The sequence below is a fragment of the Brevibacterium sp. FAM 27836 genome, assembly GCF_051351055.1.
Lineage (GTDB): Bacteria > Actinomycetota > Actinomycetes > Actinomycetales > Brevibacteriaceae > Brevibacterium.
In genome coordinates, this window is record NZ_CP195711.1 from 217,169 (window position 1) to 236,919 (window position 19,751).

Consider the following 19,751-nt stretch of genomic DNA (forward strand, 5'->3'; position numbering starts at 1 on the left):
CACCCTACTGCAGCGGCGGTCTCCCTATCGGATGCAAAGTGCTCTGACCCTCGCTGCTCCGATCTCAGAATCCGTCGCAGAACTCCTGGATGTGATCGGCAACGATGTCCGGATGTTCGACCATCGGCAGGTGCGCGGAGTCGGGAATCGTGACGAAGCGCGAACCCTCGACCTGATCGGCCATGGCCTGCATCGCCTCCGGGGTGCACCCGGAATCCTGGGCTCCCGCCATGAACAGGGTCGGAGTGGTGATCGCTGAGAGCAGCCCGGTCAGATCATAGGACTTCAACGCCGTGGCGGCTCCGATGTAGGCGTCGTCGTCGATGAGGGCGAGGTCGGCGAGCACGAGGTGGCCGGTGGCGATGTCCTCACCGAGGAATCCCGCCGCGAACCACCGATCGGCTGTGTCGTCGACGAGGCCGCGTGTCCCGGAGGTTCGCACCTCACCGATCCGCTCTTCCCAGGAATCCGGTGTGCCGAACTTCTCCGCGGTCGCACACGCGACGAGCCCGGTCAGCGCGTCGGGATGGCTGCGCGCAAGCGAGAGCCCGATCGCGCCGGAGATCGACACCCCGCAATAGGCGAAGGAGGTCACGCCCTCGGCGGCCAGGGACTCGACGAGGCCGGAAGCCAGCTGATCGATCGTGGGCGGTTCGGCCGCCTCGGCGAGGGGCTCAGGCCCCGGCACGGTGTGTCCGGGCAGGTCGGAGACGTAGATCTGGAAATCATCGGTCAAGCGTGCAGCCACAGACGACCACAAGGTCATCCGTGTGCCCAGGGCGTTGCCGAAGACGAGGACGGGAGAACCGGGATTGTCGTTGAAGGCACGGACGGCGATGCGCATGGGAGGCTCCTAGAGAAGAGGTGCGGCAGGATTTCGACGGGAGGGCGACGTCGCGATCGGTCAGGAGTCTGTCGATGTCAGCCTACCGCCGGAGTACTCGAGATAACAGCGTGGGCACAGCGACTCATAGGTCACGGCGTTGCCGTCGATGGCGACCTGATCACCATCGAAGATGAACTGACCGTCGACGAGGCGACCGTTGAACATCGCCTTGCGTCCGCAGCGACAGATCGTCTTGAGCTCTTCGAGGGTGTGGGCGATCTCGAGCAGCCGTGCCGATCCGGGGAAGGCCTTTGTCTGGAAGTCGGTGCGGATTCCGTAGCACATCACCGGCACCGAAGCATTCGTGGCGATCCGCATGAGCGAATCCACTTGGACGGGGGTGAGGAATTGCGCTTCGTCGATGAGCAGGCAGGCGACGGGAGTCTTCGGTGCGTCGATCGACTCGAGCAGAGCATCATGGTCGACGTAGTCGGCGTGCTCGGCGTAGATGGTCTCGGCATCGCCGTCTGGAGGGATGAGGAAGTCGACCTCCCGAGTCACGCCCAAGCGCGACACGATCTCGGAGGCGCCCTTCGTATCGACGACCGGTTTGGCCAACAGGACCCGCTGTCCGCGCTCCTCGTAGTTGAAGGCAGCTTGCAGGAGAGCGGTCGACTTGCCGGAATTCATCGCCCCGTACCGGAAGTAGAGTTTGGCCACTGTCATCCTCTTTCTGTTGTCCGTGCCGACACAGAAGACTACCCGGTGCCGGGCGGGGTGTGAGCACCATCATCGGCCCGGGCCGACTACCGAAATCGTCCGGAAGGTAAGATGGAGGCGACAAACCCCAAGAAGATGCGGAGTAGTCCACAACTATGGCTAAAATCATTTACACGCGCACGGATGAAGCACCGCTTCTGGCGACCTACTCGCTCAAACCGATCATCGAAGCCTTCGCCACATCGGCCGGCGTCGAGGTCGAGACGCGAGATATCTCCCTTGCCGCGCGCGTGCTGGCCCAGTTCAGTGACCGCCTGCCCGAAGATCAGCAGGTCGGCGACGCCCTGGCCGAACTGGGCGCTCTGGCCCAGACGCCCGATGCCAACATCATCAAGCTGCCGAACATCTCGGCTTCCGTGCCGCAGCTCAAAGCCACCATCGCCGAGCTGCAGGGACAGGGCTACGAGCTGCCCGACTACCCGGAAGAGCCTTCGACCGATGAAGAGAAGGACATTCGGGCACGCTACGACAGGGTCAAGGGCTCGGCCGTCAACCCGGTGCTGCGCGAAGGCAACTCCGACCGCCGCGCGCCCGAGGCCGTGAAGAACTTCGCCAAGGCCCACCCGCACTCGATGGGCGAATGGTCCAAGGACTCGAAGACCCGCGTGGCCACCATGGACTCGCAGGACTTCCGCGACAACGAGAAGTCCGTGATCATCGATGCCGATGACACGCTGACGATCCGTCTGCGCACCGAATCCGGTGAGACGCAGGTCCTCAAGGAGTCCCTGCCCGTCCTCGCCGGTGAGATCATCGATGCCACGAAGATGGATGTCGCCGCTCTCGACGAGTTCGTCAAGGAGCAGATCGAGCACGCCAAGGCCGACGGAGTCCTGTTCTCCGTCCACCTCAAGGCCACGATGATGAAGGTGTCCGACCCGATCCTCTTCGGCAAGGTCATCGAAGCCTTCTTCCCCGAGGTGTTCGCCGAATACGGAGACGTCCTCGCCGAGGCGGGGCTGACCTCCGACAACGGACTGGCCGCGATCCTCGCCGGCCTCGACACCCTGCCTGCCGACGCTGCAGCCGGCATCAAGGCCGGAATCGAGAAGGGCCTGGCCGACGGACCTGACCTGGCCATGGTCAACTCGCACAAGGGGATCACGAACCTCCACGTCCCCTCCGACGTCATCGTCGATGCCTCGATGCCCGCGATGATCCGCGTCGGCGGCAAGATGTGGAACAAGGACGATCAGACCCAGGACACCCTGGCCGTCATCCCCGACTCCTCCTACGCCGGCGTCTACCAGACCGTCATCGAGGACTGCAAGGCCAAGGGCGCCTTCGACCCGCAGACCATGGGCACCGTGCCCAACGTCGGTCTCATGGCGCAGAAGGCCGAAGAGTACGGCAGTCACGACAAGACGTTCGAAATCGCCGCGCCCGGAGTCGTCGAGGTCGTCAACTCCGCCGGTGAGGTGCTCATGAGCCACGAGGTCGCCGCCGGTGACATCTGGCGCGCCTGCCAGACCAAGGACATCCCGGTCCGCGACTGGGTCAAGCTCGCTGTCACCCGTGCCCGTCTCTCCGACACCCCGGCCGTGTTCTGGCTCGACGAGACCCGTGCGCATGACAACAACATCCGGTCGAAAGTCGAGGAATATCTCCGCGACCACGACACCGAGGGACTCGACATCCGGATCATGAACCCGGCGGAGGCGACCCAGTTCTCCATCGACCGCATCCGCGAGGGCAAGGACACCATCTCGGTGACCGGCAACGTGCTGCGCGACTACAACACGGACCTGTTCCCGATCCTCGAGCTCGGCACCTCCGCGAAGATGCTCTCCGTGGTTCCGCTCATCGCCGGCGGCGGACTCTTCGAGACCGGTGCCGGCGGTTCGGCACCCAAGCACGTCCAGCAGCTCGTGGAGGAGAACCACCTGCGCTGGGACTCCCTCGGTGAGTTCCTCGCCCTGGCCGAATCGTTCCGCCACGAGTTCAATGTTCACGGCAATGAACGTGCCGGCGTCCTCGCCGACACCCTCGATGCCGCCACGGGCAAGTTCCTCGAAGAGAACAAGTCCCCGTCACGCAAGGTCGGCGAGATCGACAACCGCGGAAGCCACTTCTACCTCACCCTCTACTGGGCGGAGAACCTGGCCGAGCAGACCTCCGACGAAGCGCTGGCCGAGGCCATCGCACCGGTGGCGAAGGCTCTGGCCGAAAAGGAAGAGACCATCGCGGCCGAACTCCTCGAGGTGCAGGGCAGCCCGGTCGACCTGGGCGGCTACTACTACCCCAACGAAGAGAAGATCTCCGCGGCGATGCGCCCCTCGGCCACGCTCAACGAGATCATCTCCTCGCTGAGCAAGAACGTCTGATCTCCTGATCGACGTTCCCGCAGTGCCCTGACAACGGTTCGGGGACACCCACAGCACTACCCGACTCATGCGCCCCATCAGCGGTTATGATGGGGCGCATGAGTACTCAAGACCCGCGCGGCGAATCCCAGACGCCCGAAGAGCTCCTGGCCGAAACCGATTCCGTGCTCGGGAACGAGACTCCCGCGACCGGTGAGACACGAGAGATCGATCCGCACGGGCAGACGCAGCCGCCCGAACCGACGCAGCCTCCGGCCGAGCACACCAACGACCTGCCATCGACGAAGGGCGGCACAGGAATGTCGGCGGGCATGTGGATCTCCCTCATCATCGGGGCGATCATCGTCGTACTGCTCCTCATCTTCATCCTGCAGAACAATGTGCCCGCCGAGTTCAAGTACTTCGGCTGGCAATTCGAACTGCCCTTGGGCGTAGCCATGCTCTTTGCCGCGATCGGCGGCATCCTCATTGCCGGTCTCCTCGGTTCGGTGCGAATCTTCGTCCTCAGCCGCAAGCTGAAGAAGATCCACAAAGCACTGGGCCGCTGAACCATGCCGTTCCATCCCAGCTTCACCGAGTTGTCCACCACGCTGCCCGCGACCCTCATCCTCGCCGATACCGCAGCCGAGGCGGCCTGGACGCGCACAGACGATTCCGTGCTCACCGAGCAGGAACGCAACTATGCCCGCGAATTCGACGCCGAGGCGGCCGCCACCTGGTCAGCCGGCCGTGTCGTTCTGCGGCACGTGCTCGGATCGCATCTGGACCAGGATCCGGGCGGGATCGAGATCCGTCTCGACTCGGCAGGCAAACCCCGCAACGACGACTGCGAGTTCTCCGTGTCCCGATCGCGCAGGCTCGTGATCGTCGCCGTCTGTGAGGATCCGGTCGGCCTCGACATCGAAGCCGCTCCGGACACCGCGATGGCCCTCGAAGCGCTGAGCCTCGTGCATCCGACAGAACGCAGTGAGCTTGAGGCACTGCCCGAATCCGAGCTGGCTGTCACGTTCGCACGGCTGTGGGCGCGCAAGGAGGCATTCCTCCGGGCACTGAGCACCGGGCTGGCTCGCGATCCCGGGATGGACTATGTCGGCTGCGGACCGCAGCCGCAGTCACCGCACCCGGATATCGACATCCACGACCTCGATTCGGGGATCCCCGCCGGGCACGTCGCAGCGATCGCGTTCAACCGCTGAGCCGCGGGTTCAGTCGTTGAACCGCGGACCGTTCTCTCCCGTTGTGAATACCACGGCGATGCCCAGTGATCCCACAATCACGAGGCCGAAGAGGATCCAGGCACCAGCAGGATTCGCAGCTGCGGCGAGGACGAGACCGATGACGATCGCCAGGATGATCAGGGCGTCGAAGATCATCGGGTACTTCAGGTAGCGCTTCTCCCCTTTACTCACGGCGTAGGAGATCTGAGTCGCAGCGCTGAGGAACAGCAGCACCATGGCGGTGATGACCAGCCAGCGCGGTGACAGGAAGAAGTGCGCAAGACCATTGGAGAACACTGCGCCGAGGACGGCAAGGACCAGTTTGATCGTGCCGTCGACCGCGAAACCGGATTTCCTCATGCCTGCATCCTACTCAACAGCTCCTGCACGGTGGCCAGAGCCCCCTGCAGCACCGTGGCCTCGACGTTCGAATGGGCGATGACGAGTCCATGCCGCACCTCATCCCCACCGGTCCAGCCTCGGGCCAGGGACGCGACGAGGATGCCGCGCTCGGCGAGCTGTCGCAGCAGGCTGTGCGCCTGGGCCTCGGAGGTTTCGATGACGAGTGTCCTCCCTTCGTGGACCAGCCCGGGGATCGGCCCGACGCCGGCGACGATGCCTTCGGCCGCCCGCAGCCGTCGTCGGCCGCGGGAGATGCGCCGACGCAGTCCCCCGGAACCGAGGTAGGAGGCGATGGCCATCTGCAGGATCGGTGAGAACGCCGGTCCGAGTGCTGTGCGCATCCCCATGAGACGGGTGGACAGTTCACCTCGGGCGATGAGGTATCCGGTCGACACGGCCGAAGTCAGCAGGGTGGAGAAGGTTCCGATGTGCACGACCTGGGCGCGACTGCCCGTTGACGACGCGAGTTCGAAGAGAGTCGGCAGCACGGTGCGGGTGTAGCGGGCTTCGCTGTCGTAGTCGTCTTCGACGAGGACGATGCTGTTCGCCGCGGCCCAGTCGAGAAGTCGGACTCTGTGATCGACCGGCATCGGCGTTCCGTGCGGGAACTGATGGTTCGGAGTCACAACGGCCGCACCCACCCCGTGCGGTGCCGGCGCCGACTCGTCGAATTCGAGCGGCACGAGTTCCTGGTCCGTCATCGCCTGCCGCAGACCGGGGAAGCCCGGGTTCTCCACCGCGATCGTCCCGGTCACGCCGAGGCTGAGCAGCAGTCGCAGTCCATCGCGGGATCCGCTGGTGAGGATGATCTCGTCGGGATCGACGGCCATGCCCCGGGTCAGACGCAGATAGTCGGCGATGGCCCACCGGGCGTCCGGTTGGCCCAACGGGTCGATGGGGCCCGGATCGAGGTCGAGTGACTCCCGCCAAGCGCGCCGGAACGCCGGTTCCCGCAGCGGGTCGTCACCGCCGAAACCGGGGCGCAGGTCGACGTAGTTGCGCAGACGCCGCCGCGAGGAGTCGGGCACTCGGGACCGCGGACGGGCACGCTCCGGCGTGGACGGCAGCTCCGGGTTGATCCGGGTCATCGACCGTTCAGCGCTGACGAGGAATCCCTCGACGGCGAGCTGGCCGTACGCGGTCTCGACGCTGCCTCGCGAGATCCCGAGGTGCTTAGCCAGACGCCTGCTCGAGGGCACAGCATCTCCGGAGCGCAGCGTGCCTTCGGCGATGAGCCGCCGCATCTCCTGGGTCAGCTGATCGGGCAGCGGAGTCGGTCGGGTCTTGTCGACGCTCACGGGAAGAGCGATCCCCTCAGCCTGCTTGCTCGCATCCATCCGTCGATAGTAGTCCCCCAATGATCATCTGGCCTAAAATCCTTCCTGCTTTCTGGCTCTCTCGTTGAGCCACCGAGCCGTTTAGGCTGAGAAGGAACGGCCGTTCACCCCTGAAGAAACTCGATCCTCGACCCCATGACAGCCCGCGGCAATCTGCTGCAGCGCTGGGTCGACTCGGATCGTCTCCGCAACAGTGAATGGACAAACACCCAATGACCGAGACACAGACCCTGCTCAACACCGGACTGGCTCAGATGCTCAAGGGCGGCGTCATCATGGACGTCGTCAACGAAGAGCAGGCACGCATCGCCGAAGCCGCCGGAGCATCGGCCGTGATGGCCCTCGAACGCGTTCCCGCAGACATCCGCGCTCAGGGCGGAGTCGCCAGGATGAGCGATCCCGATCTCATCGATTCGATCATCAGCGCCGTGTCCGTCCCGGTCATGGCGAAGGCTCGTATCGGCCACTTCGTCGAAGCCCAGATCCTCGAGACCCTCGGGGTGGACTACATCGACGAATCCGAGGTCCTCTCCCCCGCCGACTACGTCAACCACATCGACAAATCCGTCTTCCAGGTTCCCTTCGTCTGCGGGGCGACCAACCTCGGTGAGGCGCTGCGCCGCATCACCGAAGGCGCTTCCATGATCCGGTCGAAGGGCGAAGCCGGCACCGGCGATGTCTCCGAGGCGATGCGTCACCTGCGGACCATCAATTACGAGATCCGTGCCCTCGGCGCCAAGAGCGAAGACGAGCTCTACGTTGCGGCTAAGGAGATCGCCGCCCCATACCACCTGGTCAAGCAGGTTGCGAGCCTCGGTCGTCTGCCCGTCGTGACCTTCGTGGCCGGCGGCATCGCCACCCCGGCCGATGCGGCGATGATGATGCAGCTCGGCGCCGACGGCGTGTTCGTCGGCTCCGGCATCTTCAAGTCCGGCAATCCGGAGGCCCGGGCGAAGGCCATCGTCGAAGCCACTACCCACTTCGATGACCCAGCGGCGGTGGCGGCGGCTTCGCGCGGGCTCGGTGATGCCATGGTCGGCATCAATGTCGCCGATGTTCCCGCTCCCCACCGCCTGGCCGAGCGCGGCTGGTGAGAGTCGGGATCCTCGCCCTCCAGGGAGCGTTCCGTGAGCATCTGATCATGCTGCGCTCCCTGGGGGTCGACTCCTGCCCGGTCACCCGAGCCGACCAGGTCTCCGACGTCGATGCGGTCATCCTGCCCGGAGGCGAATCCACGGCCATGGTCCGCATCGCCTCCGGTACGGATCTCTTCGCCCGTCTGCAAGAGCGGATGGACGGCGGGCTCCCTGTCTTCGGCACTTGTGCCGGGCTGATCCTCTTGGCCGACCGTGTCAGCGACGATTCGCTGGGCGGCTTCGAGCGCCTCGGCGGTCTGGACATCACCGTGGTCCGCAACGCCTACGGACGGCAGCGGGACTCGTTCACAGCACCGGTCGACGTCTCAGGATTGGCCGACCCGTTCGACGCGACCTTCATCCGGGCCCCGCAGATCCTCGATGTCGGATCCGACACCGAGGTCCTCGCCTGTCACAACGACCGCCCGGTGCTGGTGCGCCAGGGCAACCTCTGGGGCGGCACCTTCCACCCGGAGTTAGCACAAGATCCGCGGGTCCATGCAGGTTTCCTCCAACGCCTCGGTGCCGCGGTGTGACGTTCGAGTCATGGCCGCCTCGGAACCTCCGACCCCTTACGAGGGAGGCGCTGACACCCACAATCGGCTCTCACCGGCGCTCACCCGCAGTTCGAGACAGTCACCGATGAGATCCCCGTCGACCTGTGCGGGTGCGGGCCTCGTGAGCTTCACCGTCGCCGAGGCAGACCTGCGATAGTGCATGAACGGACTCTGCGCGGGGCGTCCTTGGAGGCAGGCCGAGGCGATGCCGCCCCAGGCCAGGAAGCGTCGAGCAGTGCCGCGCGGCAGAGGGCCGACCCTGAGCACGGAGAATTCGGCGTCATCGATCCGGGCATCCGGGAACACCGAGATGGGCCCGGCGGGGCGAGCGACCTTCGACGCCATCATCGACCACATCGATTCCGGTGCGGATGCTTCGACGGCTCGCCGCGTCTGTGAGGCCAGATCGGCGGCGAAGAGAGCACGCGCTGCACCCCAGGCGTAGCCGAGCAGCCCGGGCGCACGATGGTGATGGGCGACGGCTCGGGCGTCGCCCCCGATCCCGGCCAGGCTGATGAAGTCATGTCGGGTCCAGCTTCCGTCGGCGCCCCTGACTTCGACAGTGTTGATCGGGATGCTGCGCCCGTGATTCGTCGCGGCTGCAGAGACCACTGTCATGGTGTCTGCGTGCTTGCCCGCCTGGTTCGACGGCCGGTGCCCGGGTTTCGGATCTGCGGTCAGGGGCAGGGTGTGCAGACAGTGGTCGATCGCCTCCCGTGCAGAACTGATTCCCACGTGGCGGCTGAGCACATTCGCCGTTCCCGTCGGGATGAGGAATGTCAGGACACCGGCCTCGGCGAGGACCGGTGCTGCGGCCCGAATGGTGCCGTCTCCTCCGAGGAGGATGATGGTCTCTGCCCCCCAGGCCAATAGCTGTTCTGCTTGCCATCGTCCGGAACGAGATTCGGTCGTCGTCATCGTCCGATACCGCATCCGGAGTCGGCGCAGCCCGGCGGTGAGAACGGCATAAGAACGGTGGGTCGGGGCATGTTTCGGGTTGACGATGATCCCGATGCCGGTCATCGGGTGGACAGTCTCGGCTCGGCCTTCCACTGGTTCTTGCATTGTCATTCGAAGGCCGGATGGGTGGCGGCGACCTCTTCGACAGCACGGGTGTCGATCGTCTGATCAGGAAAGGCCTCGACGAGAACGCGCGGACCGGTTTTGCGCGGTGAGCGTTTCCAGGTGCCGCGGGCGCGGCTTCCGCTCACGACCGTATTCTTGAACATTCCGTTGCCACCGGGCACGACGAGCTTCTCGCACTCCCGGTCGAGAGTCGCGCTGCGATCCTTGTATCCGAGGATGAGCTCGTCGAATCCGGGCAGCAGCATCGTCTTGTGCGCGTCCGATTCCCATTCGCTGAGTCGGTCCTCGAGGTCGGGGGCCTGAACATAGTCGGTGTCGCCGATTCGCACATTTGTGATCTCTTCGGCGTCGATGGCGGCCTGGATGGCTTTTCTCACTTGGGTCTTCGGCAGTGCTGTCCACCGGGTGGCGTCGTCGATCGTCACCGGGCCGTGGCCGGTGACGTAGCGTCGCATCCATTCGTGCAGGGCCTCCTCGGCGTCCAATTCTGTGGGAGTGGGGACCCATTCGGCGGTCAGGACGTACCGCATTTCGTCCTTCCCCTCGATCATGGGGGCTTGGACGATGAGGTTGTTCAGCGCCAGTGAGGTGATGAGGTACCGAGCGTGACCGTATTCGTCTCCGGCTCTCAGCGGTGCGAAGGCTTCGAGCAGTTCCTCCCTGGTCAGGGGCCCACGGTCGCGCAGGGCCGCGACCGCGAGTTCGGCAGCGGATTCGAGCATGGCATCGGTGATGCCGAAGACCTCCCGGCGCTTCGTCGTGGATTTCATCGTCCGTGCCCCGGTCAGTCCGAGGATCCATCCGAGGTCCTTGGCTGTGGTCAGGTGGATGGTGCCGCGTTGGGTCCAGGAGCGCACGATCTCGCCTGCGTCGATCGCGGCTCTCACGGCGGCCACACCATCGGCGGCCCCGGCGCCGAGGCGCAGTGCGACCGAGGCCAGGACACCGCCGAGTGCTTGGGCTTGGACGCACCCGAGATGTTCGACGACGGCCCCGGCCGGCGAGAGTCCGCTGCCGGTCGGCGATGGGGGCGGAGGTCCGGCGAGTCCTTGGGAGATCAGACGTGCGGCCGAGAACTGGTGTGCGTCCATGGTCCAACGGTAGTCGACGCCGGTGACACGACGACTGTGAGAACCTGACATCGCCCGACAGTCTCAGTCGCGTTCATCTCGCGACCACGGTCCGGCAAACGCTTCGAAGTCGGTCGATCGACTCAGCCCATGATGTCGACGAGGCCGGGCACTGGAACGCGCGGCAATGCCCCCGAAGCGGCGAACCGACCCCAGATTCGTCGCAGTTCGGGACCGGCGACGGCGGTGGTCTCACCGTAGTCGAGGAAGGAGTCATGCCAGATCTCGCCAGGGAAGATCAGCGGCAGATCGCCGGAATGGGCTGCGTCGAAGAAGCTGCCGTCGCCGCGGGAGACGATGAGCAGACGTGCTCCCTGTCCACCTGACATCCTGTGCCGATCGTAGAACTCTCGTCCCGCGCGGGTGTACACCGCCGAGGTGAACCCGGCGATGAGGGATTCGAGCATGGGCGAGGTCAGTGTTCGGTCGTGGAGGCGGCGCAGCGCGGGCACGAATCCGGCGAAGAAGGCGATCTCGCGTTCCGTTCGGGTCATGAGCACGTCGTATTTCGGTGCGACTTCGGCCCAAGCCGCTGCCGCGTCCGCACGTGTCGGCAACGGATACCGGCCGTAGTGGACTCCGAAGCACATTCCGGCGTGCAGGCCTCCGACGAGAGCGGCTCTATGGACCTCTTCCTGAGCTTCGAGGATGTCGTCGACGCTGGCGTCGGGGTCGATCTTCTGCGCGACCTTCGCCATCGCCCAGTTCATCGTGTCCGTGCCGCCGGCCAGCCCCAAGGGGGCTGAGGCCATGAGCACTCGGCGGAAGAGATCCTCGGTGCCTTCGGCGATCATGAGATGGGCGCAGGCATCGGCTCCGGCGCTCTGCCCGGCGATCGTCACGTTCTCCGGGTTCCCACCGAAGGAGGCAATGTTCGTCTGCACCCAGCGCAGGGCGGAGATCTGGTCGAGCACTCCGAGGTTCGAATGCTCGGGCTTGCCGGTGCCGAGGTAGCCGAGGACACCGAGGCGGTAGGTCACGGAGACGACGATGATGTTCTGTTCGGCCGCGAGGGTGTGCGGATCGTAGATCTCAGCATCCCCGGCACCGGCCACGTAGGCTCCGCCATGGATCCAGACGAGGACGGGCAGCCCCGCCTCGGTGTCGGTGTTCTTGGGGATCGTCACGCTCAGGCGGAGGCAGTCCTCACTGATGGGCAGACCGCCGAGCTGGTCGAACGTCATTCCCGCGTTCGGGTCCCGACGCAGCTGCGGACTCGCGGGGCCGGGACCGCCGCCGTCGATGAAGTCGACGGGCGGTGCGTCGACGGGCCGGTGGAATCGCTGTGCGTGGGCGTAGCGGATGCCCCGTGCACGGATCACATCGTCGTACGCATAGGCGCGGACCCGTCCGCACGGGGCGAGGAAGTCCCGTGAATCCTCACTCATGCGGTCAGTTTACTTGTTGGGTTCCACCGGGGGTTCAGCCGACCACGGGAAGACGATCCACTGATCGGTGCGCTTCCACACGAAGTCCGGGTCGATGATCGACGCTGACTTGGCGTAGATGACAGCCGACTGCGCCTCGGCGCCGTGCTTGCGCAGCAGCTCGAGGACGAGTGCCAGGGTGCGACCGGAATCGGCGACATCGTCGACGACGAGCAGCTTCTTGCCCTTGATCGCTTCGATGTCGAGCATCGGAGCGAGGAGGATCGGATCGGGCAGAGTTTCGTGCACATCGGTGTAGAACTCGACGTTGATCGCATCGGAGAGCTTGAGCCCGAGGGCGTAAGCGAGGGCACCGGCAGGCAGCAGACCTCCACGGGCGACGGCGATGACGATCTCGGGATCGTAGTCGGAATCCGCGATGGTCTGGGCCATCTCCCGAGCCGATTGGCCGAACATATCCCAGCTGAGAATCTCTTTTTCGTCGAGATCGGTCGAATCGGCATGGTAGGCCATGAATACTCCTCGTGTCTGCCCGGTGTTGGCTCGAGCTTCAAGGATACGCCGTCGCCGTCTCAGCGCAGAAATGCCTCGAAACCGGCCATCTCCTGCGCCTGCGGACCCGTGGGCGTCGAAGGGTTCGGGTTCACCCAGTACCGTCCTGTGTGCGAGTTGCGTTCGAGCAGTCGGTAGTCGATGAGTTCTCGTCGCAGGAGCGCGAAGTCCGGGTGGAAGTCGGCGAGGTGCTCGTTGAGGGCCTTCTCGTCATAGATTCGATCCGCATCCAAGGTCGCCACGATTTCGATGAGGAGGATGACGAGGGCTCGGCGTTTGGTCGGGATGGCAGTGATGCGGCCCGACGACATGAACGTCTTGAGTGTCTTCGTGCGGAATCTTAAGACGCTCGGGTCGATGGTTTCGGCCGCATTCGGAACGGCGGTGTTCGTCGCGCTGTTGGCCGAGTCGAGCAGGGTTTGGCGAGCGGTTGTGAAGTTCTCACCGGTCGCGGTCATCCGCGAACGGACGAGCTTCTTGAAGTCTTTGTCCTTGGTCATGGTGTCTGGTCCTCTTCGACCAAGTCTCTCCCAGCACGAAACCTGGTCAGGAATTCACCGTGCCAGATTCGTCCGAGGATCTTCTCCCCTTCGCCGTGCGGTCGATGTGCTGGGACCACGACCTCGGCTGGGCGTTGGATGCGCCGGAGTTCAGTATAGACACAGTTCCCGTCAGTTCTCGAGCGCGTCGAAGTACATCCATCGTCCCGCGCGGCGGACGAACGAGGAGTTCTCTTCGAGCACATGGTCGCCGAGGTGGTCGCGGAATTTCGCACGGAAGTGCACCGTTCCGGTGGCATCGCCGACTCCCCCGTCCGTGGTGTGGAGGATCTCGAGACCGCGCCATTCCGTGTCCTCGTCGACGCCGAGGTCGACGGGCCGAGTCTTCGCGTGCCAGGTGCGGAAGAGGTGGTTCTCATCTCTGCGGACGAATGCGGTGTAGCGGGAGCGCATGAGCGCCTCAGCGGTGGTCGGCCAGTTCTCACCGTCGAGTGCCGGCCGGCAGCAATGGTCGTAGTCGGTGCCAGGCGGCATCCCAAAACAGGGGCAGATCATTCGACGATGATATCCGGAGATGAACGACCGGCGTTTGCGTGCGAGGATGGTCTCATGAGTTCAGTGTTCCTCTCTGGAGACCCGAAGGCCGATGCGCTGTTGGCCGAAGACCGTTTCGCTCTGCTCATCGGCATGCTGCTTGACCAGCAGGTGACCATGGAGAGCGCCTTCGCCGGGCCTGCGAAGTTGGCCGAGAGATTGGGGAAACTCGACGTCGATGAGATCGCCGAGATGAATCCCGACGACTTCCTCGACACTTTCGCGCAGACGCCTGCTGTGCACCGGTTCCCCAAGTCGATGGCGGCGCGGGTGCAGAAGTTGGCTGCGGCGATCGTCGATGACTATGACGGAGATGCCGAGGCGATCTGGACCACGGGTGATCCGAGTGGCGCCGAGGTGCTCAAACGCTTGAAGAAGCTGCCAGGTTTCGGTGATCAGAAGGCGAAGATCTTCCTCGCTCTGTTGGGCAAGCAATTCGCTCTCAATGCTGAGGGCTGGCAGGAAGCCGCGGGAGATTACGGGGCTGAGGGCGCCCGACGGTCGATCGCCGATGTCGTTGATGAAGACACACTGCTGGAAGTGCGTGCTTTCAAGAAGCAGCAGAAGGCTGCGGCTAAGGCCGCGAAGGCGGCGAAGGCCGCCAAGGCTGCGAAGAAGTAGGGTCGAATTCACTTCTCCGCAAGTTATCCACAGATTTGACTTCGCCTGTTCTAAAAGACGCGCCCGTCGAATAATGTAGGGGTTCCGGGTGTCGGCCGAAGGGGCCGCGCCACAGTTGCAGACCACAGAGGCGTGGAATGAGAACTGGAACGACCCGACCGCATCGTCGTCCTGCTCTGCTGTTCGTTGCTCTTTTTGCCGCATTGAGCCTGCTGTCTCTGGCGGGGTGCGCCGGCAGCTCCCCCGTGGCTGTGCCGACGTCGACTCTGTCTGAAGAGCAGCCTGATGATAGTTCGACAGATGGCACCGCCGAGGTGGAGGTCCCCAAATACGAGACTGACCTCGACCTATCGGAGGAAGAGAAGGAAGCTGTCGACGGCGCACTGGTGGCTTTTGCTGGCTACATCGAAACGATCAACCGCGTGTTCTCCTCGGGCGGGAAAGATTCACAACATACCGAAACATTTGCGCGGGACGGGTCGCTCAAATCCATCAATTCAGAGGCGCACGAGATGCGGTCTACTAATACCTATATGGCTGGCGAATACAGAGCGTACGACGTACAGATCGAAAGCGTTGAAATCGATTCAGCCCCTGCCGATCAAAAGGTATCTGTCTTGTTCTGCACAAAAGATTCAGAATGGAGTGTTGTACCTGACGGCGAGCCGCTCCCATCGTCCTCGCCAAAAGGCCTCACTATGCAGTATGAAATCACTCACACTGATGAAAAGTGGAAGGTCGCAAACCAATACTTGCGGAGTAAACAATGCGCGTCCGTTTGAGAAGCGCGTTTGTATTGTTGGCGGTTCTTACCCTCCTGTCAGTCTTTAGCAATGTCCAGATGGCGTTCTCATCTAGTCCCAGTTGCGGGTCTATGGCCGCCCGAGATTGCAGTGTCGTCAAACCTCCGGCACCGGCGCCACCCCCAGGGGGCGGCTCCGGCGGAGGTTCAGGAGGTGGCGGCTCAGGTGGCGGCGGTTCAGCTGGCGGTGACTCAGGAGGCGGATCCGGCGGCGGCAGTGGTGGAGGCGGCGCTGCACTCCCAGACTGCCCGACTGAAGTAGTCGGCCATCTCTGTGTCATCGAACCCGGCCCCGGCGGTGGAGGCTCCGGTGGTGGCGGTGCTCCGGCTCGGCCCGAACCGCCGACTCGGATCCCCGAGTCGCAGTTCCAGAACTTCGACATTCCTGCTCCGACGATCTATGCATGGCCGAAGGATTGGGCCGTCGTCGGCAAACCCGCGGCCTTCTGGACCGACACCGAAGTCAGCTACATCGACATGACTCTGCTGACCTACGCTGTCACGGTGAAGGTCATCCCGGAGCGGTACAACTGGGATTTCGGTGACGGCACTGGTACGACCACCTTCGCGAAGGGGGCGAAACCGCTGCCCGGAAACAGCCCCCAGATCGGACACGAATTCCAGAAGTCAGGGAAGGTCGCGGTGTCGATGACGGCAACATTCAGCGGAGAATTCTCCGTCGACGGAGGTCCCTGGCTGCCAATCGACGGATTCGCCCACGTCGCCAGCAACGACATCGGCATCGATGTCTACCGGTACCACCGCTACCTCGTCGACGAGGACTGCTACACCAATCCCCGCGGACCTGACTGCACCCGCTCTGCCCGATGACACCGACTCCGCCTGACATCTCGGTGTCGACGGGACCGCACCACATCGGGCACAGCGATTCAGCTGTGCACGCGCGGTTTCGGTCGTTCGAAGAACATGACAGCGATGAATCCGACGATGACCAGCCCGGCAGGCACCCACAGTGATTGCCCCATAGCATGAGCGAAACCAGAGGCGATGGCTTCCGGCATTCCTGCCGACGCTCCCCCGGTGGCCTCAGCGGAACCCGCACCCGCCTCGGCGCCGGCGCCACCGACCGCGCCGCTCGAGGAACCGATATTCGCCGCCAGCCGCGACTCCATCGCGACGGAGATCGCGGCGCTGCCGAGCACCGCACCGACCTGCCGCACCGTGTTGTACACGCCTGACCCGGCTCCGGCATGATGCAGCGGAAGGTTCCTCGTGGCCGTGGAGCTGATCGGTGCCCACATGAACCCGTTGGCCACACCCAGCAGCAGCACCGGCGGGATGATTTCCCACAGAGAAGTGTGCGCGCCGAGGATCGCCCCAAGCCAGAACAGAGCGACCGAAAACGAACCGAGTCCGATACCGGCCAACAGTCGCGGATTCCCATGATCGACGAGACGGCCGACGAACGGGGCAAGCACACCGGAGAGGATCGCCATCGGCGCCAACAGCAGCGCCGCCTGAGTCGGTGAGTAGCCGAGCACCGTCTGCGCCCACAACATGAGAGGGAACGCCATCGCCGTGACGCCGAACCCGACCGTCAGCATCGCGATGGCAGCAATCGTGAAATTGCGGTCTTTGAACAGCGACAGCGGCACCAGAACCTCTGAGCGGTTTGCCCTCTGCCACAGGACGAAGGCGATGAGGAACACCACCCCGCCGGCAAGAACGAATGGCACGGTCACCGGCCCGATGAGTGGGCCCCAGTTCACTCCGTGAGCCTGTTGGATCCCGTAGACCAACAGGAACATCCCGCCGGCAGAGAGCACGACGCCGAACCAGTCGAAACGGTGCGGATGCGTCTCGAGCCGTGGCACCAGCCAGATCGCCATGACCAGGGCGATGATGCCGACCGGAACGTTGATGAAGAAGATCCATTCCCAGCCGAGGGCGTCGACGAGCACCCCGCCGAGGATCGGGCCGACCAGGGTGGCGACTCCGGCGACAGCACCCCACATGCCCATCGCCGCACCCCGTCGGTCGGGTGGGAAGATGCGGGTGATCACGGCCATCGTCTGCGGAGTCATCGCCGAGGCGCCCAGCCCCTGCACGACGCGTGCGACGATGAGCGCAGCGACCGTGGTCGTCAGTCCGCACCACAGCGAACTGGCCGTGAACACGACAAGCCCGACGAGATACACGCGTTTCGGGCCGAACCGGTCCCCGAGACGGCCGGTGATGAGCAGCGGCACGACGTAGGCGAGAAGATACGCCGAAGTGGCCCAGATGACGGCGTTGATATCCGCGTCCAGGGAGTCCATGATCTCGCGTATGGCCACGGACACGATCGTCGAATCGACGAGGATCATGAAGAAGCCGAGGCACAGGGCCCACAGCGCCCGCCACGGATTCGATACAGCGTTCTGTTGAGAGCTCACCGCATCATCTTTCTCCCATTCCACCGTCTGGTCAATCCGAACGGTGGTCAGAGCACGCCGCCGGCGACATGGCCGTGGGAACCTGAAACAATGGCGCCATGGTGTGCCGAATAAACGAACTCCTCGTCGACTCACACTGGTCCGTCGTCATCATCGGCGCAGGCCAGGCCGGCCTGTCGGCGGCGCACTACCTGTGGCGCGACGGCTTGGTCCCCGGCAGAGACTTCATCATCCTCGACGCCGGAGACGGACCGGGCGGCGCCTGGCGTGAGCGCTGGGACTCCCTGACCCTGGGCACGACGAACCACATCTCCGACCTGCCCGGCTTCCCCCTCGGCCGGCCGAATCCGAATGTGCCCGCCTCGCGAGTCGTCTCGGACTACTATGACCAGTTCGAACGCGAACTCGAACTCTGCGTCGTCCGTCCCGCCGACGTCTCCTCGGTGACCTCTGAAGAACGCGGGGCGGGAATTCTCCACATCACCACCGACATCGACGGTCAGCGGGTACGGCTGTCGACCGATTTCCTCATCAACGCCACAGGGACATGGACCCAGCCGTATGTTCCCTTCGTCCCGGGGATCGGCGACTTCGAGGGCCGCCAACTGCATACGGTGAACTTCCGTGATGTCGAGGACTTCCGCGGACTGCGCACTCTCGTCGTCGGCGGCGGCATCTCCGCCACCCAGTTCCTCCTCCAACTCGCCGAAGTCACCGACACTGTGTGGGCGACTCGCCGTCCGCCGAATTTCACCACCAGAGAGTTCGACGGCCAATGGGGGCTCGAAGTCGAACGGGCCGTCCGCGAAAGGACACTGTCCGGTCTGGCCCCGGCCAGCGTCGTGAGAACGACAGGTCTGCCGATCCGTCGCGAATTCCGTGAGGGTGTCGACTCCGGGGTCCTCGTCTCCCGCGGAATGTTCGACCGCATCCTCCCCCATGGCGTGCACTTCCCCGGGACCACCGAATCCCCGCCGCCGACCACCTCGGACGGCCTGGGGCCATCAGCCAACGATGTCCTCGCGGTTCCCGAATCCTGGGCGCCGTTTGCCACCGCCCGGGTCGAGGAGATCGACGTGATCTTCTGGAACACCGGTTTCCGCGCCGCACTCAAACATCTTGCCCCCTTGCACCTGCGCACCCCCGAAGGTGGAATCGCCATGGACACCGAGGTGGCGGTCAGGGATGATCCCCGGCTCTTCCTCGTCGGCTACGGTTCGGCCAGCTCCACTCTCGGCGCCACCCGTGCCGGCAGGATCGCCGCGCGCGAGCTGCTCAAGCGGATGTCCGGCCGACAACGATCGCCACGTTCCTCGCGCCCGGAGGCCGGCGCTGAGCCGAGTCCCGAGCCGACAGGAAACACCGCCGAGAGCTGACCGAGCTCATGTGAGATCGGGCGCCCGGAGTTCCTGATCATCTAAGTGAACTGTCGGCAGCATCTGTCGGAAATCGTCGGCAGCTTCCGCATCATCGGCTGGCGCGAGCATGTCGACGCTGACTTTGAACAGTCGTCCGTCGACGGAGATCCCAGCAACGACTCCGAAGAACACCGAATCCTGTTTGTCCACGGCTCGCATGTCCTCAGGGGCGAGCCGGCCGTGAACGACCCAGTACTCGCCGCCGTCGAGTGCCCCGGCGGCTTCGCTGGCCCGGGCCGAACCTGGGGTGCTGAACATCCGCTCCCGGGCCTTGTCGACCAGCTTGCTCGCCGATGGCTCATCGTCTTCGAAGCAGTCGACCGTGATGATGGCTTCCGAACCGCTGGTGAAGAGCCGGTACCCGTCATACCCGGACTCATCCGTCCAGTCCGGCCCCACGGCGAAACTGACCTCGACGGGACATTGGCTGCCGAGGTCGACGGTGGTCTGGGTCATTCCGTCGGGGATCTGTGCTTTCGTCGGACTCGGCTGGGCGGTGGACTTGCCGTCATCGATTCCCACGTGCGCCGGTTTCGGTCCGGCCTCCTCGGTGCTGCTGATCTTCAGTGCCGAACACCCGCTGAGGATCATCGCCAACCCCACCATCGCCGTTACGAGCACGCTGTTCTTCATCGGCTGCCTTCAGTCGGTCGGAGATTCCTCCATATCGTACCCACGATCACTT

21 protein-coding genes are annotated in these 19,751 nt (G+C 64.3%); 9 read left to right on the plus strand and 12 right to left on the minus strand.

What is annotated here, in order from left to right:
• Positions 1-64: 64 nt before the first annotated feature.
• A complete protein-coding gene (locus ACSE4D_RS01005) occupies positions 65-844 on the minus strand; it encodes an alpha/beta fold hydrolase (protein WP_436326464.1) in 780 nt (259 codons plus the stop codon).
• Positions 845-904: 60 nt separating this feature from the next.
• Entirely contained in the window at positions 905-1,546 is a 642-nt protein-coding gene (locus tag ACSE4D_RS01010; RefSeq protein ID WP_135538368.1) for a thymidine kinase, read from the minus strand.
• A 155-nt stretch (positions 1,547-1,701) separates the two neighbouring features.
• Between ACSE4D_RS01010 and ACSE4D_RS01015 the strand changes: the two genes are divergently transcribed.
• The 3 genes from ACSE4D_RS01015 to ACSE4D_RS01025 all read left to right on the plus strand — a co-directional run bounded on the left by ACSE4D_RS01015 (position 1,702) and on the right by ACSE4D_RS01025 (position 5,126).
• Positions 1,702-3,930, plus strand: coding sequence for an NADP-dependent isocitrate dehydrogenase (locus ACSE4D_RS01015; protein ID WP_436326465.1), 2,229 nt, complete (start codon positions 1,702-1,704; stop codon positions 3,928-3,930).
• A 98-nt stretch (positions 3,931-4,028) separates the two neighbouring features.
• Positions 4,029-4,478, plus strand: a complete 450-nt coding sequence (locus tag ACSE4D_RS01020) for a LapA family protein (RefSeq protein WP_425119431.1) — start codon at positions 4,029-4,031, stop codon at positions 4,476-4,478.
• A gap of 3 nt (positions 4,479-4,481) precedes the next feature.
• Positions 4,482-5,126 carry a 4'-phosphopantetheinyl transferase family protein gene (locus tag ACSE4D_RS01025; protein WP_135538363.1) on the plus strand — a complete coding sequence of 215 codons (645 nt, stop codon included), beginning with the start codon at positions 4,482-4,484 and terminating at the stop codon, positions 5,124-5,126.
• A gap of 9 nt (positions 5,127-5,135) precedes the next feature.
• Here the strand turns inward: ACSE4D_RS01025 and ACSE4D_RS01030 are convergent, their stop codons facing one another.
• Positions 5,136-5,507 carry a hypothetical protein gene (locus ACSE4D_RS01030; RefSeq protein WP_135538361.1) on the minus strand — a complete coding sequence of 124 codons (372 nt, stop codon included), beginning with the start codon at positions 5,505-5,507 and terminating at the stop codon, positions 5,136-5,138.
• Entirely contained in the window at positions 5,504-6,886 is a 1,383-nt protein-coding gene (locus ACSE4D_RS01035; RefSeq protein WP_436326466.1) for a PLP-dependent aminotransferase family protein, read from the minus strand. Before ACSE4D_RS01035 ends, ACSE4D_RS01030 begins: the two co-directional genes overlap by 4 nt.
• 212 nt (positions 6,887-7,098) lie before the next feature.
• Between ACSE4D_RS01035 and pdxS the strand changes: the two genes are divergently transcribed.
• Together pdxS and pdxT are read left to right on the plus strand one after the other, a co-directional pair.
• Positions 7,099-7,980, plus strand: a complete 882-nt coding sequence (pdxS, locus tag ACSE4D_RS01040) for a pyridoxal 5'-phosphate synthase lyase subunit PdxS (protein ID WP_425119432.1) — start codon at positions 7,099-7,101, stop codon at positions 7,978-7,980.
• On the plus strand, positions 7,977-8,558 hold the full coding sequence (gene pdxT, locus ACSE4D_RS01045; protein WP_436326467.1) for a pyridoxal 5'-phosphate synthase glutaminase subunit PdxT: 582 nt from the start codon (positions 7,977-7,979) through the stop codon (positions 8,556-8,558). The genes pdxS and pdxT overlap by 4 nt, the downstream gene beginning before the upstream one ends.
• Before the next feature lie 36 nt (positions 8,559-8,594).
• Here pdxT and ACSE4D_RS01050 read toward each other — a convergent pair whose 3' ends face one another.
• From ACSE4D_RS01050 to ACSE4D_RS01075, 6 genes are all read right to left on the minus strand, one after another.
• A complete protein-coding gene (locus ACSE4D_RS01050) occupies positions 8,595-9,644 on the minus strand; it encodes a diacylglycerol/lipid kinase family protein (RefSeq protein WP_436326468.1) in 1,050 nt (349 codons plus the stop codon).
• A gap of 2 nt (positions 9,645-9,646) precedes the next feature.
• Complete coding sequence (locus tag ACSE4D_RS01055) at positions 9,647-10,756, minus strand: winged helix DNA-binding domain-containing protein (RefSeq protein WP_436326469.1); 1,110 nt, start codon at positions 10,754-10,756, stop codon at positions 9,647-9,649.
• A gap of 122 nt (positions 10,757-10,878) precedes the next feature.
• On the minus strand, positions 10,879-12,183 hold the full coding sequence (locus ACSE4D_RS01060) for a carboxylesterase family protein (protein WP_436326470.1): 1,305 nt from the start codon (positions 12,181-12,183) through the stop codon (positions 10,879-10,881).
• 9 nt (positions 12,184-12,192) lie between these two features.
• Positions 12,193-12,696, minus strand: a complete 504-nt coding sequence (locus ACSE4D_RS01065; RefSeq protein ID WP_135538349.1) for a phosphoribosyltransferase — start codon at positions 12,694-12,696, stop codon at positions 12,193-12,195.
• 59 nt (positions 12,697-12,755) lie between these two features.
• Positions 12,756-13,235: a DUF2087 domain-containing protein gene (locus ACSE4D_RS01070; RefSeq protein ID WP_436326471.1), complete on the minus strand. Its 480-nt coding sequence runs from the start codon at positions 13,233-13,235 to the stop codon at positions 12,756-12,758.
• A gap of 171 nt (positions 13,236-13,406) precedes the next feature.
• On the minus strand, positions 13,407-13,769 hold the full coding sequence (locus ACSE4D_RS01075; protein ID WP_135538345.1) for a YchJ family protein: 363 nt from the start codon (positions 13,767-13,769) through the stop codon (positions 13,407-13,409).
• A gap of 75 nt (positions 13,770-13,844) precedes the next feature.
• Here ACSE4D_RS01075 and ACSE4D_RS01080 point away from each other — a divergent pair, with 75 nt between their 5' ends.
• From ACSE4D_RS01080 to ACSE4D_RS01090, 3 genes are all read left to right on the plus strand, one after another.
• Positions 13,845-14,450, plus strand: coding sequence for an HhH-GPD-type base excision DNA repair protein (locus ACSE4D_RS01080; RefSeq protein ID WP_436326472.1), 606 nt, complete (start codon positions 13,845-13,847; stop codon positions 14,448-14,450).
• Positions 14,451-14,587: 137 nt separating this feature from the next.
• Positions 14,588-15,232 carry an IMS domain-containing protein gene (locus tag ACSE4D_RS01085; protein ID WP_436326473.1) on the plus strand — a complete coding sequence of 215 codons (645 nt, stop codon included), beginning with the start codon at positions 14,588-14,590 and terminating at the stop codon, positions 15,230-15,232.
• 497 nt (positions 15,233-15,729) lie between these two features.
• The gene (locus tag ACSE4D_RS01090) at positions 15,730-16,083 is read left to right on the plus strand and encodes a hypothetical protein (RefSeq protein ID WP_436326474.1); all 354 of its coding nucleotides are present in this window, start codon (positions 15,730-15,732) and stop codon (positions 16,081-16,083) included.
• 59 nt (positions 16,084-16,142) lie between these two features.
• Here the strand turns inward: ACSE4D_RS01090 and ACSE4D_RS01095 are convergent, their stop codons facing one another.
• Positions 16,143-17,648 (minus strand): DHA2 family efflux MFS transporter permease subunit, encoded by a 1,506-nt coding sequence (locus ACSE4D_RS01095; protein ID WP_436326475.1) that lies wholly within the window; start codon positions 17,646-17,648, stop codon positions 16,143-16,145.
• Between the two features lie 98 nt (positions 17,649-17,746).
• Here ACSE4D_RS01095 and ACSE4D_RS01100 point away from each other — a divergent pair, with 98 nt between their 5' ends.
• Complete coding sequence (locus tag ACSE4D_RS01100) at positions 17,747-19,024, plus strand: oleate hydratase (protein WP_436326476.1); 1,278 nt, start codon at positions 17,747-17,749, stop codon at positions 19,022-19,024.
• A 6-nt stretch (positions 19,025-19,030) separates the two neighbouring features.
• Here ACSE4D_RS01100 and ACSE4D_RS01105 read toward each other — a convergent pair whose 3' ends face one another.
• Positions 19,031-19,699, minus strand: coding sequence for a hypothetical protein (locus ACSE4D_RS01105; RefSeq protein ID WP_436326477.1), 669 nt, complete (start codon positions 19,697-19,699; stop codon positions 19,031-19,033).
• Positions 19,700-19,751 lie beyond the last annotated feature (52 nt).